This window comes from Salinimicrobium sediminilitoris, from assembly GCF_020866905.1.
Lineage (GTDB): Bacteria > Bacteroidota > Bacteroidia > Flavobacteriales > Flavobacteriaceae > Salinimicrobium > Salinimicrobium sediminilitoris.
Window position 1 is genome coordinate 49,761 of the sequence record NZ_JAIVCC010000009.1, and the last position, 14,838, is coordinate 64,598.

A 14,838-nucleotide genomic window follows, 5' to 3' on the forward strand; every position below is an offset into this window, starting at 1 on the left:
ATGGAACCAAAAGATTGCGTTGCAAAATTTTATTCTTCAGATTTTTACAAGAATCCCAATTCCGTAAAGGAATATCTTCATCCCGAAGCACAATTGTTCTGGAACAGTAGCGCAGGTTTTCACAAGCTGGGCTTTTCAGAAATTGCCGAGATGTCAAAAGAGCTTGCCAAATCTTTCGATCACCTAAAGGCCGATATTAGTCATTTGCTTGGCGAGGAAGATACAGTTAGCATTAGATTTACTTATTATGTGAGTACCGTTGAGAATCCCGACGAGGAACTTCCTATGGCACATTTTATTGCCATTTGGGAAATGAAGGACGGCAAAATGTTCAAGGGCCATCAAATAAGTCAGCAAGCCGATGACAGTCCTGAAAATCTGGATTCTTTCCTTCCAATTAATTAATAAAAACCCTTTAGGTTTCTTTTATAAAAACCTAATTTTGCAACAGAAAAATAAATGATACTTGAAGCCCCTGTCAATACAGGGGTTTTTGTTTTTTTAAGACAATATGTGCGGGTTTTGTGCGGTATTGAAGGAATAAAATGATTACTCATTTTTGAATATCCCTCAGTTTTTCAGAATCTAATTTAAATTTGTGCAAAATCATAGTAGTCTCTCTAAGATACCGAAAGTAGCGGGTTGAACAAAGTGTATTAGGTCTATACTAAAACAACACTTAAACTTACTCACGTCGATAATCACCTTCAGCCTTTTCTAGCTGGCAAAGATAATATTTATTGATGTCTTCACCCCAATCATTCTTTGTACCCACCGATTTCATCAAAAAATAAAAAATCATTATATTAACAATGCAATATTTGTAACACAATGTATTTTATTTATTTACTGTTTAAAATCAAACCATGAAAAGACAATTATTAAACCAACGGAAAGCTTGGGAAAGTGAAACGCAACACAGTCAAGAATGCGATTGTGGAGAGACCATCGCTGATTGCGATAGAACCCGTTTGAATTAACAAATATTTATGGAATCTAAGGATATAATTTTTTATTTTTGGAAAAGCCACATGGCTGTGAGCTCTTATTGGAGCTGATTTTAATTTTTTTAATGTTGTTTATGTTCTGGTAAAAAATTTTATTCATTTAAATTTTATGTCATGGACAAATTAACACAAAGTGATTTTGAGAAGTTAGCTAAAGGTATTACAGTTGCAGGTACTGCATTCTTTATCTTTTACGGACTATACAAAGACATCAAAAGTCGGGACTAAATCATTGAAAACAGGAACCCTCTATTAGAAGGGTTTTTTATTGCGTTGAATTTACTTCAATTGTTACAACTATTGCGATAACAGATGTAGAAGTAGTAAAGGAAAACTTCATTGGGACCTGCGGTTTGGGTTTGGGCTTTAATTTCCATTTGTGTAGTAGTTTTGATTTTGTTGCTTAAAGAAGGAATATTAATTTCCCGTAACTTTCTGTTTGTGAAAAGCTTCTTCGTAACTAAAGTCTTTTCCCTTGAAAATTTAAAATTTTGCCCTTGGGAAATACCTTAAGCCAAAAGAGTACAAGAAAAATTTTTGAAAAATATTTTGACGGCAGGGACAATCCAAAAAGAAATCTTCAAATTTTCAGGAATTTTATTAAGGGAACCTGGTACTGTAAAATCGGCATTTCCCCAGGGCTTTCACGGGAGAGGGGATACGCCAGCCAGGGGTTTACCCAGTCCTCCCCTCCAGGGAGGGGGTAACAGATTTTCCCTACACATTTGTGGTTATCAACATTAGGGAATTAATTTAGCTGTTCCCTACTAAGATGTTACCTCATTAGCACAAATGCTTTTATTAATCCATCTGTCTAAGCTTTGTAGAGAGTGTTCTATATAGTTGTTCCCACTCATTAATTTCTTTAATTAGTTCAGCCTTGGCATCTTTTTTAAAAGGTGTGGAGGGTTTAAAAATTTTACCTGAAGCATAACAGATGGAGGATTTTAGACCATTGCGTTGGAAATAGAGTTCCCCGCCCGTTCGGTACACTCTCCGAAAATCAGCAAGAGGTATAAGTTCTATCTCTACTATCACATTGTGTAATGCTCTAACTCTTTCAGAAATTCGTTCCAACATTTTTAAGATTTTTTCCTTACCTAAATATTCTAATTCTTCCTCTGCCATCGTTGATGGGAGGTGGGGTATCTCATCCCAAAACCCTTCTTTTTCCCAATAACCTCCAATCGAAAAATATAATTCTTCATTTTGCTCTTTGAAGTATGCTATCTCGGCAGCTTTTGAGGGATGACTTAGATGTTCTACAAGAGACCTGATATTTTTTATCTGTACTTTATCGGCAAACTCTTCAATGACGTCTGCAGGCGTATAAACTCTCTTTTTTGTATAAAACTCACAGTTGTTATGTTCTAATTTTTCTTCCATAATGTTGTTTCTATTCTATTAACGGATAGCTCGCCCTCTAAAATTGATTAGCTCTCGGTGTTGATAAACTTACCAGAACTCCAGGACATGTCTTAAGATGCATGGTTATATTGTTGATTTACATTAGTTTAAAGCCAAACGAAGGCTTGTCCATCGTAGGTCCTTTCTATATACTTACAGTTCAATGGACAAGTTCTTTATGGTTCAGGGGGCAATGATGCACCACAGCTGCCCCGTTTGATTTTCCTTTATACAATGTGTCCTTGGCGGTGTAATAACCCAAACGAAATTCATACCCATTGAAGTTGGTCGGTAGAGCAATTTCCTCAGCCTCCCACAATGGAACTACAACGGCATCATGAAACCTGTAGCTTGAGCACTCCAAGTAATCCTGATAATCATCAATCAACTCCTGTTCATATCTGACCATCTTATTATAATAGCTTCCTTCCTGAACTTTGCTCGTATGAAGACTTAGTTTCTTAGCATCCTTTGGTGTATAAGTGCAGACATCCCTGTAGAATTCCAACGATGTGTTTCTTCGGGAAAGATGGTTGTTCAGAAATTTATTGTACTTATGCTTGGCCTGGTGTCTAGTACATCCTTCTGCTTGAGCAATCCTCTCATATAGGGTCTTGTAGTTAGAACATCCCAAGAATCTATCTGTGAATTGGGCGTTTGCAGCTACGATGTCGCATTCCACATAAATTAAGGGAATAAAGGGCCTCAATTTTCTGGGCAGAGCGGTAAGAGGATTATACTCCCTGTTGTTGGTCTCCTTTACATTGTAGTTGTGCTGGTAGTACAAAAATCCAATAGCATTGATTAATTTTTTCTTGTTGATGGACCTGCTATTAGGATTAGGTCTGGTAAATTTTTTCTTTGCTTCATCATCTTCAATTTTCTCAAATGCCTCATCAATTTCTTTGTAGATTTCCTTTACATCTTCACCGATGTCAAATAATTCATCTTCTGTGGGCACGTAATCTAAATCTTTAAGCGTCTGAATTATCGAGCCAGAAGTATCTCTTACCCTATGAGGTTTGTTTTCAATGTGTGGCTTGAAATGTCTGAAATCGGTCGGGACTTCTAATAGAGAAAGTTGCCGATTTACACTATCCATTTCATTCATGTTGTCGGTGGTGATGTTTTCTTTTCTCTTAAGGTTTTTAAGTCTATGAATCTTGTAAAGTAGCAACCATTCCCTAACCAAATTTTCTCTGTCCGCTCCGTCAAAGTCCCCAGATAAGTCACGAGCCACATATCTATAAAATGAAGGCCACTTTTTTTCTGCTCTCTCAAGTCTTGCCTTATCTAAGCTTTGGGTGCAGTACACATCTAAATTAGTATATAAGCGAAACAAACTTTCCATGTCATCATAAAATCGATGTGGTTTAACAGATATATCACCCAGGTCTTCTATCAAAGGTTTCAAATTCCATTCTTTCATTATAAATGTGGACAGATATTGTAAAGCAAGTTCGTAATTAAATGAGCCCACCTGTGCTATTCTAACACATTTTTTAATCGTCAAATAGTCATTCCATAAAAGGTGAGAATCCACTTTTAAGAGATTCTCAATACGCTGCCCAAAAGTTAAACTTTCAAATTCCAGGGAGTCAACTTCCACATGAAGTTGCTGGTAATCCTGCAATGTAAAGTGGTATTCCGCCAAAGTTTCGACCAGGACGCCTGGATTGTACAGTTGATATTTATTAACCGTTTCTAATACAGGTTGTGCAATATAATTTCGGTTGACATACCCGTGCGGAGTAAAGTTCTTTCTATCTGCAGACCTATAGCTCTGAGGTTGGTTTTCATAGAAGACGAGGGAACTGGTGTATAAATTAATACCCGCTTCAACATTGTCAATGGTGGGGACGACATAATCTTTAGAAGGGGGTATATTTATAAGTAAAGCATCATGTACTACCTCTCTGCATCTGCCGTAAGCCTGAACTATATTGTTGATATTTACAGTTGTGGCTTTGTGTCTACCTTCGTTGATAATGACAATGCAGCAATCGTGTTCAATATCAGTTCCAGCGTAGTTAGCAGAGGAAAGAAATACCACCTGATTCTCTTCGAAAACGGAATCATCCAATATATCATATTTAGCCTTTCCCATCGGCTGGAGTTTTATTCTCAAGCTTTCCCCAACCACATTACCAGTAAGCAATCCTTTATACTGTTTCATGTGAATCTTTGGGTTGTTCGTGAAGACGCAAACAAGAATCCCTTCCAGGACTTTCTCGTTTATAAATTTGAAAGCATCGTTTAAATCCTGAGAATATTGCAGTATCCGTTTTGGTTGATACTCTCGTTTTATACCAATGAATTCTATGACTATGTCTTCGGGAAGAGTTAAATGTCTAAAGATGGGTGTGGCAGTAGATAAGGTGAATTTTGCCCGCCACTCCTTATATATCAGCTCCATAAAAATTCCAAAGCTTTTCCTGTAATCGGCATCGGCACTATATGCATGTGCTTCGTCCACAAAAACAGGCTGTACCCGTAGCCATTCGTAAAGTTTTGGGTGACGATTTTTAACATTGACGACTTGGTCAGGCGTTGTGTTGACCTTTATAATCCCTGTTTGGTGATTTTCAATACAAATAATTACATCCCTCCATTTGTCCTCGCTTTTACCATAGATAAAGAACATTTCTTGATTCTGGTAAAACCGATTAGCTTTGGATTTAATCATTCCAACATTGGGGCTTACTACCAACCAACTTTGATGAGTGTCATTTAAAACAGCAGTTGTTCCTCCCATGCCTGTAACATCCTTACGGACATACTTGTTCTTGTTTATATCCACTAACTCCCTTAAAGCCTCATCGCTATCGCTGATGTACGACTGGTCCTTCTTGAGAAGGATTTCTTTTTCTTTTACGTTCATATTCTATAAAAAATTTGAGCGTCAAAGATAAGAGAGGCAAAGAGGGGTGTCAAAATTATTATTATGTAAAAGGCATAATTATTGATAATGTAATAAAATTATTCCCACTTAATTAAATTAAATATAATTTTTTAGAAATATTTGACAGGTGACAAGAGCTCCTGAATTCTTGAAAGTTTTATTTTTCCTAAAATTAGAAACTTTCTACAAAAAATTTTGTTGGTATTAATTTATTTGGATAGCTTTGAATTCGAAACGATATACAAAAGTAATTTATGAAAGTTTTAAAAATTGGGGAGATTGTAGATGTACAGTTCGGGCCTCATCTTAAAGCTTCCTCTAAGGGCGCTATCAAATATCTCTTGGCGGGGCATTTCGATGAAAACTTTCAACCAACCAATTTTAGTGAGAGTCTCGTGAATTCCAGTGATAGGACAAAACGCTTTGAGCTCAAACCCAATGATGTAATTCTGGCTGGTAAAGGCCACAGGATATTTGCCTGGGCTTATAATGAGAAATATGGGCCAATGGTCCCGTCATCCTTATTCTACCTTTTGAGAGTCACTAAGGAAGTTATTATAGGGGAATATCTCGCAGCGGTATTAAACTCCGAAAAACTCCAACATAGCCTGGAACTTATCGGGGCTGGGGTTACAATAAATTCAATACCCAAAAAGGAACTAAAGGAGATTGAATTACATATCCCGTCAATTAAAGAGCAGAAGAAATTCCTGGAGATATACGCACTGCTTGAAAAGAATATAGAACTCACCCATCAGTTATTACAGGAAAAACGAAACCTTAAACGTGGGGTAGTAAATGAATTATTAACCAACAAAAATGAAAGCTGACATATAAAAAAGCCTCAGGAATTAGTCAATCCAGAGGCTTCATTGGTATCGGAGTCATCAGCGGTTTGTCACCGAACTGATACCCACTGTTTCGCAACAACAAAAATATGCCATCCATGGTTACCAACCAAATTTTGGTAACCAGACTCGGTAAACACACCCTACCCCGTAAAAAGATTGGGTTCGATTTTTAATTATTTATTTATGGCTAAGACCAGACATGTAGTTCCAAACAAAAATGGTGGTTGGGACTCAAAAAAAGGAGGGGCTGAAAAGGCTTCTAAACATTTTGATATAAAAAAAGATGCTGAAAAATATAGTAGAGAACTTTCCAGAAAGGAAAAGGGTGAACTATTCATTCACGGTAGAGACGGTAAGATTCAGCGTAAAGATTCCCACGGAGGCGATAAACACCCGCCAAAAGGGTAACAATTAATTTAGCTAACCTTGAGGGGGTGTTATTCATCCCCTCATTAATAATATGAAAAAATGAGTGAAAAATTGACACAAGAAACTATTAATAAAAAAGTCTGGAACGCCTGTGATACGTTCCGTGGAACTATAGATGCGGGCCAGTATAAAGATTACATCTTGACGATGCTCTTTATCAAGTACATCACTGATGTTCACAAAGAGAAGAAAGAAGAGTATTTAAAAAAATATAATGGTGATAGTGTTCGGGTAGAACGTGCTTTAAAACACGAGCGTTTCAAGGTTCCCGAAAACAGTTCTTTTGATTACTTGTTCGAGCACCGTAATGAATCTAACCTTGGGGAGCTCATCAATATCGGCCTGGAGGATTTAGAGGAGGCTAACCGCTCTAAATTAGAAAAGGTGTTCCGCAATATAGATTATAACTCTGAAGCCAACCTGGGGCAAACTAAGGACCGTAACAGGCGTCTAAAACACCTATTGAATGATTTCTCTGAACTAGACCTTAGACCGTCTAATTTGGTGGGTAACGATGTGATTGGTGATGCTTACGAATACCTTATTTCCAACTTCGCTTCAGACGCTGGGAAGAAGGCGGGGGAATTTTACACTGCCTCTCAGGTTTCAAAATTATTGGCAAAATTGGTAGAACCCAAAGAAGGTAACCGTGTGGCAGATTGGACTTGTGGTTCAAGCTCTTTACTTCTGAAAGTTGCTAATGAAATAGGTACTAAAAATGTTTCCCTTTATGGACAGGAAGTGAATGGAAGCACCTGGGCTCTTGCCAGGATGAATATGTTTCTACACGAGATGGATAATGCGACTATTGAATGGGGAGACTCAATAAATAACCCAAAGCTGCGTGAGGGAGATAACCTGATGAAGTTCGATACAATCGTCATGAATCCGCCATTTTCATTGGATAAATGGGGAGCCGAAGATGCATCGGCTGACAGGTATAACCGTTTTCATAGGGGTATACCACCTAAAAGTAAAGGTGACTATGCTTTTATCACCACCATGATTGAAACGTTAAACGAACATGGGCGTGGTGGAATTATTCTTCCTCATGGGGTGTTGTTTAGGGGTAGCTCGGAAGGTAAGATTCGCCAAAAATTAATTGAAGAAAACCTGCTAAAAGCGGTGATTGGTTTACCCGCTAACCTATTCTTTGGTACTGGTATCCCCGCCACTATATTAATCTTCGACAAGAACAAAGGTAAAAATACCGATGTCTTATTTATAGATGCCAGCAACGAATTTGAGAATGGTAAGAACCAGAATAAGCTACGGGACCAGGATATTGAAAAGATTTACAATACCTACCACAACTGGGAAACTATAAATAAATATAGCTATATAGCCAGTTTTGATGAAATCCAAGAAAATGATTTCAACCTAAACATCCCCCGATACGTGGATACTTTCGAAGAAGAAGAACCTGTGGATATTAAAAAAACCCAACAGGAAATTTTCCGTTTGAAGAAAGAACTTGCTGAAGTTGAGAGTCAGATGTCTAACTATTTGACTGAATTGGGATATTAATATGGAAATTACAAAGAATGAATTAAATAAAATTGGACCTATTCCACAAGGCTGGGATGTTATCAAATTGGGAAAAATTGGAGAATTCAAAAATGGAATTAATAAGGATAAAGACCAATTTGGTTTTGGCTTCCCGTTTGTAAATCTTAATGATGTGTTCAATTTTACCACGGACAGTAAAAATTTATCGTTGGTAAATTCCACAACTAATGAACAAAAAGAATATTCACTTAAAGAGGGAGATGTTTTATTTATAAGGTCTTCTGTGAAACCATCTGGTGTAGGTTTAACCTGTGTAATAGAAAAAGATTTAGAGAATACGGTTTACAGTGGATTTATAATTCGGTATAGAAGCAATGGGGAGTTAGAAAAAGAGTTTAAAAAACATTGCTTCAATGAATTTGGGTTCAGAAAATGGTTAATTGCAAAAAGTACTATTAGCGCAAATACCAATATCAATCAAACTGCTTTAAAGTCACTAATTTTAAAATTACCTCCAAAACCAGAACAACAAAAAATCGGTGCAATCCTCTCCACCTGGGACCAGGCTATAGAAAAGACCCAGCAACTCATAGAGCAACTGAAACTTCGTAAAAAGGGCTTAATGCAGGAGTTGCTTGCGGGTAAAAAGAGACTGCCTGGGTTTGATGGGGAGTGGAAGGAATACAACCTGGGTGATATAACCAAAAGAATTACCACTAAAAATGAAGAACTTGATGATACTGTTGTTACTATTTCCGCTCAGCGTGGTTTTGTACGACAAGAAGAGTTTTTCAAGAAACGTGTTGCCAGTTCAACCCTCTCAGGATATTATTTAATCGAAAAAGGGGATTTTGCCTATAACAAGAGTTATTCAAACGGTTATCCTATGGGGGCATTTAAGCGGTTAGATGATTTCGATAAGGCTGTCGTTACGACCCTCTACATTTGTTTTTCTATAAAAGAGAATGCTGACTCCGATTTCTTACTTAAGTATTTTGAAGGTGGTTTACTGGTACGAAATATTAGACGTATTGCTCAGGAAGGTGGTAGGGCACACGGCTTATTAAATATTGGTATATCGGATTTTTTCAACCTTCGACTTACCTTACCCCCAAAGGATGAGCAGATTGCAATAGCCCGTGTTCTAAATTCGATTGATGAGGAAATAAAACTTCACCAAAAGAAACTAAGGCAGCTGAAAAACCAGAAAAAAGGGTTAATGCAAGAACTATTAACTGGAAAAAAACGTGTGAAAATTTAAGATATGACTGAACAATTTAAAATTATAGAGGGTTTAACTCCAGCTCAAAAAACTGAACTGGATAAGGATATTCAGGAACTTTACATTCGGCTTCAGCAAGAACCAGATTATCAAAAGGGTCGGGTTAAGGATATAAACGTAAATGCGAATCTGTTGGATGAAGTATTTTTAAACGTGACCATTGAGTTTGGTGAAAAAACAGGAGATAAAGTGAAAGGGAAGATTACTCAAGTTTATGGGTATAAAGATAAATCTGAATACGTTAAAGCTATAAACTTTTAGAGCATTGGAAATTCAGTTACCCGTACAAGATACGTTGAACCAGGTTGTGTCAGATACTTTAATCAAGGTGTCTGACACTATAAACCTGAAGCTACTAAATACCTTAGAATTATTTCAGGGTGATGACCAGTTAATTGTGAAAACAATTTCAGAACCAACAACGGGTATAGAGTATTGGGGTCTATTGATAGCTATTGGTGTTGGTATTTTAACCGCTATATATAATATTATTGCTTCGAAAAAACTTCTCAGCAACGATAAGCAACTACAATCACAAATTAATGAATTGGTTAAGTTAAATCAATTGTTTGAAAGAAGGTTAAGGATGAGCGTGAAACCTCATTTGTTTATTAATAGTATTAGAACAATGGGTGTGGATAGAACACTTGGCATTGAACTAAATAATCGAGGGGAAATTGCTTTCTACTCTGGATGTGAAATTTTAAAGGAAAATGCCGAAGTTACTTTTCAAGGATGGAAAAAGGATATTGAAATTGAAAAAGGTGGCCGAATCCTACTTTCTGGTAAAGCCACAAAAAACCCTTCACATATTCAATTTCAAATGAAAATAAAATATTACGACCAAGAGAATTACCAATACGAAAGTATAATAAACTGGGACCGAGGTTCTGCTTTAATTATAGAAACAAAAGAATTATGAACACACCATCTTTTTTAGAAGACCATATATCTCAGATACCAGCTCTTCAAATGCTGATTAACCTGGGGTATACCTATGTGCCACCAAAGGAAGCTATGAGGTGGCGGGGTGGTAAAACCTCCCACGTCTTGTTTGAGGATGTCTTAAAAGAACGTCTAAAAAAGATAAATACCATACAACGTAAGGGCCAGGAATATCAGTTTTCAGATTCTAACATTAGTTCGGCAGTCATAGCTCTAAAGGACTTACCCATTCAAGATGGGTTCCTTATTGCTAATGCTGCTTTTTATGATTTAATCACTCTGGGGAAAGCATTTGAACAAAGTATTAATGGTGACAAAAAAAGCCATACCCTTCATTTTATAGATTGGGAAACCCCAGGGAATAATAGCTTCCACGTTACCGAAGAATACTCAGTGGTCCGTGAAGGGAGAACAGACCATTACCGTCCTGATATCGTACTCTTTATAAATGGGATTCCCATGGGGATAATTGAGTGTAAAAGCCCCTCGGTAAACAGCACCAAATCTCCCACGGAATTGGGAGTTGAACAACACATTAGAAACTTCAGCAAAACGGGTATACGGTCTTTATATGTGTATTCCAATTTATTGATGAGTATTGCGGTTAACGATGGGAGTTATGCCACAACAGGAACCAGCAAGGAGTTCTGGGCTAAGTGGAAAGAACAATTACCTTCCAGGGAAGCCGAGAATAAATACTGGGATACCCTTAAAAAATTAAAAAACCAACCACTTAATACAGAACAGAAGGATATTTTATTTTCAGAAGAACTCAAGTTCGAAAAGACAGAATCTAATAAGTTTCGAAAAATGAGGCGGTACTTTGATTCTGTGGAATCGGAATACCGTTCCGTAACCAAACAGGATGAACTGCTATACAGTATTTACCGTCCAGAGCGATTTTTAGACCTGATTAGGAATTATACCTTGTATGATGATGGTGTAAAGAAGATTGCCCGTTATCAGCAATTTTTTGCGGTGAAACAAACCCTAAAAAGAATTACTGGTTTCGATAACACGGGTAAAAGACGTGGTGGGGTTATTTGGCATACTCAAGGTTCGGGTAAATCACTTACTATGGTGATGTTGGCTCAATTAATTGCATCAAGTAAAAAGGTCAACAACCCAAAGATATTGTTAGTGACGGACCGTATTGACCTGGATGACCAAATCACTAAAACTTTTAAAAAGTGTCAAAAGGAGGTGAACCAAGCCAAGACGGGTACCCATCTTACTGAGCTTATTCACGAAAATAATGATGCAATAATAACCACCATCATTAACAAATTTGAGGCTGCGGTTAAATTAAGTAGAAAGCCATTCGAATCTTCTAATATCTTCATCTTAATAGATGAGGGCCATAGGACTCAATATGGAACTTTTAATGTAAGTATGCAACGCATCTTCCCCAATGCTTGTTTCCTTGCTTTTACGGGGACTCCACTAATGAAGAAGGAAAAGAGTACCGCAAACAAGTTTGGGGGTTATATAGGCAAGCCATACACCGTTAAAGATGCCGTTGATGATGGTGCCGTTGTCCCATTGCTTTATGAAGGAAGACACAACCTCATCAAATTGAATGAAGACCCCATTAACAGGTACTTTGAGAAGGTATCTGAACCTTTGAGTGATTATGGTAAAGCATCTCTGAAGCGGAAGTTTAATTCGATAAATCAACTAAATAAAGCAGACCAGGTGATATATGCCAGAGCCTGGGATATAAGTGAGCATTATACTGAATTCTTTCAAACTAACTCAGATAAGTACAAACCTAAAGCACAATTAGTAGCTCCATCGGTTAAGTCGGCTTTACTTTATAAAGAATACCTGGATGACATCGGCAAGGTAAGTAGTGAAGTGATTGTTACCAGAACCGACCAGCGGGAAGGCATGGAAGATGGGTTTCACAATACCAATGATGATAAGGAACGTGAAGACAAGTACTTTGATGCTATGATTGATAAGTTTGGGGATTTAGATACATTCGAAAAGAGTGTAATTAACCAATTCAAAAAAAGGGAACACCCTGAAATTCTTATTGTGGTAATGAAATTACTCACGGGATTTGATGCACCCAACAACACGGTTTTATACCTGTGTAGGTCACTTAAAGAGCATACTTTACTTCAAGCTGTAGCCAGAGTAAATAGAGTCTTTCCAGGTAAGGATTATGGGTATATAATCGATTATTACGGGAACCTGGAGAACCTGGATAATGCATTGACAGCCTATTCTGGATTATCTGATTTCAATGAGGAGGATTTAGAAGGTACTTTAACCAAGATTAGTGATGAGATAAAGAAGCTACCACAGGCCCACTCTGATTTATGGGACATCTTCCGAAGTCTAAAGGATAAAAATGTTGAAGCTACTGCCTATGAGGAATTGCTTCGACCAGAAGATATTCGTAACAAGTTTTATGAAAGACTTAGTTACTTTTCCAGGTTATTAAAAATGGCACTTTCCTCTTATGATTTTGTAACCAAAACAGATGAATCAAAGATTAAAAAGTATAAGACAGATGCAAATTTCTTTCTTAAGCTACGGGTAGATGTAAAGCGCAGGTATAATGATGAGTTATCCTATCGTGAATTCGAGCCCCAGATTCAAAAGTTAATCAATAAACACATATCTACTGAAGGTGATATTTTAAAAGTTACCGAGCTGGTTAATATTTTTGATAAGGAAGAACGCCAGGCTGAAATTGAAAAGATAACGGGTAAAGCAGCCCAGGCTGACCATATTGCCAGTAGAACAATTAAGGCTATTAATGTTAGGATGCAGGAAGACCCTGTGTACTATAAAAAGCTGGCAGAGTTAATCAAGGACACTATCACAGAATATTATCAAAAGCGAATCACTGAAGCTGAATTTTTAAAACGGACTAAAGACTATGAAGATAAGTTCTTCAATGGCCGTTCAGATGATGCCCCCGAAGCTATAGCAGGAAATGATGCAGCTATGGCCTTTTACAACTTTAGCAAATCCATTTTTGATAATGGTAAGAATGCCTCAGAGGACTTCCATATAGAAGTAAGTCTAGTAACTGACAAGACGGTTAAAGAAAATATCTTCATCAACGATAAAAAGATGATAGAATGGCATAAGGATGATGATGTGGTGGGTAAAATAAATATAGCCCTGGGGGATGGAGTCTATGAATTACTTCAGAAATACGATATGGATACAAACTGGGATAATATTGATAACCTGGTTGAAGAGAATATTAAGGTTGCAATATTGAAATATAAGTAATGGTGAAGGATAGAATTCAATATGGGCAATCAATCATTGAGTATGACCTGGATTATTCGGAACGGAAAACGTTGGGGATTAAAGTCCATCCCGATAAGACTGTTCAGGTGACCGCACCACTCAACACCACTGAGGAAAATGTAAGAGAAAAGGTGGTGTCTAAAGCAGCCTGGATTCTTAGGCAACAGGATTTCTTCTTATCGTTTCACCCCCTAACTCCACCACGAAAGTATGTCAGTGGCGAAACGCATTTGTATCTCGGAAAACAGTATCGATTAAAGATAGTTGAGACGGAAAAAGAGTCAGTCAAGCTCAGTGCAGGGTACATAATCGTTTCACTTAGGGATAAGTTCAATATAATCCGTGTCAAACGTTTGTTGCGGTCATGGTATAAGACCAAAGCAGATTTACATTTTAACCAGCTATTTAGGGAAAAGCTTCACCTTGCCAAATCTTTAACCAAAGAAACACCAATGCTCAAATATCGTTGGATGGAGAAACGCTGGGGAAGTTGTGACCGCAACGGAACTGTCCATTTGAATCTGGAGCTCATCAAAGCCCCAAGGGTCTGTATAGAGTATGTAATAATCCACGAAATCTGTCACCTGGCCCACCTTAACCATAGTTCAGCATTTTATGAGTTGCTGGGGAAATTATATCCTAACTGGAGGGAAACAAAGGACAGATTGGAGAGGTTGATGGTATGATGTGAAAAAATATGCTCTTAAAATGACTAAGAAAAAACATAATTTCTCAATAGGTGGGCTAAGGAGAAATAATTTCATCCATATAAATTATTTGGGTGATTGCAGAATAATGAAAGTAGATGGGGATGTCCATGTACTCGATTTCGAAAAAAGAGAATATCGAGTTAAGAAAGAAAGTCTTCAGCCTATAAAAATTACTACTGACTGGTTAAAGAAATTTGGCTTTGAAGTTTATGAGTATAGTCACGAGGAAATCTTAGATGGCTACACGGAAGGTTGCAATATATACACCTATGAAATAAGAGACTATTCCTGTCATAAGGGTCAAGATGTGTATTTTTACGTCCAAATGTTTTGTTATGTTGGGCTTAATGGGACCTTAATGAGAGAAAAGGTTAATACAATTTTCTATTGTATCGGGGGTGATTTATACTTTGAGGAATTTGATGAAACAGGTTTTATATCTGAAGATTGTATTCATGATTTACAAAATTTTTTCTTCGATATAATGGGATTTGACCTTGAGATTGGAAGGAACTCATAG

General features: G+C 37.2%; 13 protein-coding genes. 11 read left to right on the forward strand and 2 right to left on the reverse strand.

Going from position 1 to position 14,838, the window contains the following annotated elements; genetic code table 11:
- A complete protein-coding gene (locus LA313_RS10130; protein ID WP_228914582.1) occupies nucleotides 1-405 on the forward strand; it encodes a nuclear transport factor 2 family protein in 405 nt (134 codons plus the stop codon).
- A gap of 1,099 nt (nucleotides 406-1,504) precedes the next feature.
- Nucleotides 1,505-1,714 carry a hypothetical protein gene (locus tag LA313_RS10135; protein ID WP_228914583.1) on the forward strand — a complete coding sequence of 70 codons (210 nt, stop codon included), beginning with the start codon at nucleotides 1,505-1,507 and terminating at the stop codon, nucleotides 1,712-1,714.
- Nucleotides 1,715-1,808: 94 nt separating this feature from the next.
- Here the strand turns inward: LA313_RS10135 and LA313_RS10140 are convergent, their stop codons facing one another.
- The gene (locus LA313_RS10140; RefSeq protein ID WP_228914584.1) at nucleotides 1,809-2,393 is read right to left on the reverse strand and encodes a hypothetical protein; all 585 of its coding nucleotides are present in this window, start codon (nucleotides 2,391-2,393) and stop codon (nucleotides 1,809-1,811) included.
- 181 nt (nucleotides 2,394-2,574) lie between these two features.
- Nucleotides 2,575-5,295, reverse strand: a complete 2,721-nt coding sequence (locus tag LA313_RS10145; protein ID WP_228914585.1) for a DEAD/DEAH box helicase family protein — start codon at nucleotides 5,293-5,295, stop codon at nucleotides 2,575-2,577.
- A gap of 275 nt (nucleotides 5,296-5,570) precedes the next feature.
- Here LA313_RS10145 and LA313_RS10150 point away from each other — a divergent pair, with 275 nt between their 5' ends.
- The 9 genes from LA313_RS10150 to LA313_RS10190 all read left to right on the forward strand — a co-directional run bounded on the left by LA313_RS10150 (nucleotide 5,571) and on the right by LA313_RS10190 (nucleotide 14,838).
- Complete coding sequence (locus LA313_RS10150; RefSeq protein WP_228914586.1) at nucleotides 5,571-6,146, forward strand: restriction endonuclease subunit S; 576 nt, start codon at nucleotides 5,571-5,573, stop codon at nucleotides 6,144-6,146.
- A 177-nt stretch (nucleotides 6,147-6,323) separates the two neighbouring features.
- The gene (locus tag LA313_RS10155) at nucleotides 6,324-6,575 is read left to right on the forward strand and encodes a DUF2188 domain-containing protein (protein WP_228914587.1); all 252 of its coding nucleotides are present in this window, start codon (nucleotides 6,324-6,326) and stop codon (nucleotides 6,573-6,575) included.
- A 60-nt stretch (nucleotides 6,576-6,635) separates the two neighbouring features.
- On the forward strand, nucleotides 6,636-8,123 hold the full coding sequence (locus LA313_RS10160; RefSeq protein WP_228914588.1) for a type I restriction-modification system subunit M: 1,488 nt from the start codon (nucleotides 6,636-6,638) through the stop codon (nucleotides 8,121-8,123).
- A 1-nt stretch (nucleotide 8,124) separates the two neighbouring features.
- The gene (locus LA313_RS10165; protein WP_228914589.1) at nucleotides 8,125-9,366 is read left to right on the forward strand and encodes a restriction endonuclease subunit S; all 1,242 of its coding nucleotides are present in this window, start codon (nucleotides 8,125-8,127) and stop codon (nucleotides 9,364-9,366) included.
- Nucleotides 9,367-9,369: 3 nt separating this feature from the next.
- Entirely contained in the window at nucleotides 9,370-9,648 is a 279-nt protein-coding gene (locus LA313_RS10170; RefSeq protein WP_228914590.1) for a hypothetical protein, read from the forward strand.
- Between the two features lie 4 nt (nucleotides 9,649-9,652).
- Nucleotides 9,653-10,309 (forward strand): hypothetical protein, encoded by a 657-nt coding sequence (locus LA313_RS10175; protein WP_228914591.1) that lies wholly within the window; start codon nucleotides 9,653-9,655, stop codon nucleotides 10,307-10,309.
- Nucleotides 10,306-13,587 (forward strand): type I restriction endonuclease subunit R, encoded by a 3,282-nt coding sequence (locus tag LA313_RS10180; protein WP_228914592.1) that lies wholly within the window; start codon nucleotides 10,306-10,308, stop codon nucleotides 13,585-13,587. Before LA313_RS10175 ends, LA313_RS10180 begins: the two co-directional genes overlap by 4 nt.
- Nucleotides 13,587-14,294, forward strand: coding sequence for a M48 family metallopeptidase (locus LA313_RS10185; protein WP_228914593.1), 708 nt, complete (start codon nucleotides 13,587-13,589; stop codon nucleotides 14,292-14,294). Before LA313_RS10180 ends, LA313_RS10185 begins: the two co-directional genes overlap by 1 nt.
- Before the next feature lie 22 nt (nucleotides 14,295-14,316).
- Nucleotides 14,317-14,838, forward strand: a complete 522-nt coding sequence (locus LA313_RS10190; RefSeq protein WP_228914594.1) for a hypothetical protein — start codon at nucleotides 14,317-14,319, stop codon at nucleotides 14,836-14,838.

Bases quoted from the DNA above. Each gene is read 5' to 3' on its own strand.
- LA313_RS10130 (WP_228914582.1), top strand. From the start codon at position 1: ATGGAACCAAAAGATTGCGTTGCAAAATTTTATTCTTCAGATTTTTAC.
- LA313_RS10140 (WP_228914584.1), bottom strand. From the start codon at position 2,393: ATGGAAGAAAAATTAGAACATAACAACTGTGAGTTTTATACAAAAAAG.
- LA313_RS10145 (WP_228914585.1), bottom strand. From the start codon at position 5,295: ATGAACGTAAAAGAAAAAGAAATCCTTCTCAAGAAGGACCAGTCGTAC.
- LA313_RS10150 (WP_228914586.1), top strand. From the start codon at position 5,571: ATGAAAGTTTTAAAAATTGGGGAGATTGTAGATGTACAGTTCGGGCCT.
- LA313_RS10160 (WP_228914588.1), top strand. From the start codon at position 6,636: ATGAGTGAAAAATTGACACAAGAAACTATTAATAAAAAAGTCTGGAAC.
- LA313_RS10165 (WP_228914589.1), top strand. From the start codon at position 8,125: ATGGAAATTACAAAGAATGAATTAAATAAAATTGGACCTATTCCACAA.
- LA313_RS10170 (WP_228914590.1), top strand. From the start codon at position 9,370: ATGACTGAACAATTTAAAATTATAGAGGGTTTAACTCCAGCTCAAAAA.
- LA313_RS10180 (WP_228914592.1), top strand. From the start codon at position 10,306: ATGAACACACCATCTTTTTTAGAAGACCATATATCTCAGATACCAGCT.
- LA313_RS10185 (WP_228914593.1), top strand. From the start codon at position 13,587: ATGGTGAAGGATAGAATTCAATATGGGCAATCAATCATTGAGTATGAC.
- LA313_RS10190 (WP_228914594.1), top strand. From the start codon at position 14,317: ATGACTAAGAAAAAACATAATTTCTCAATAGGTGGGCTAAGGAGAAAT.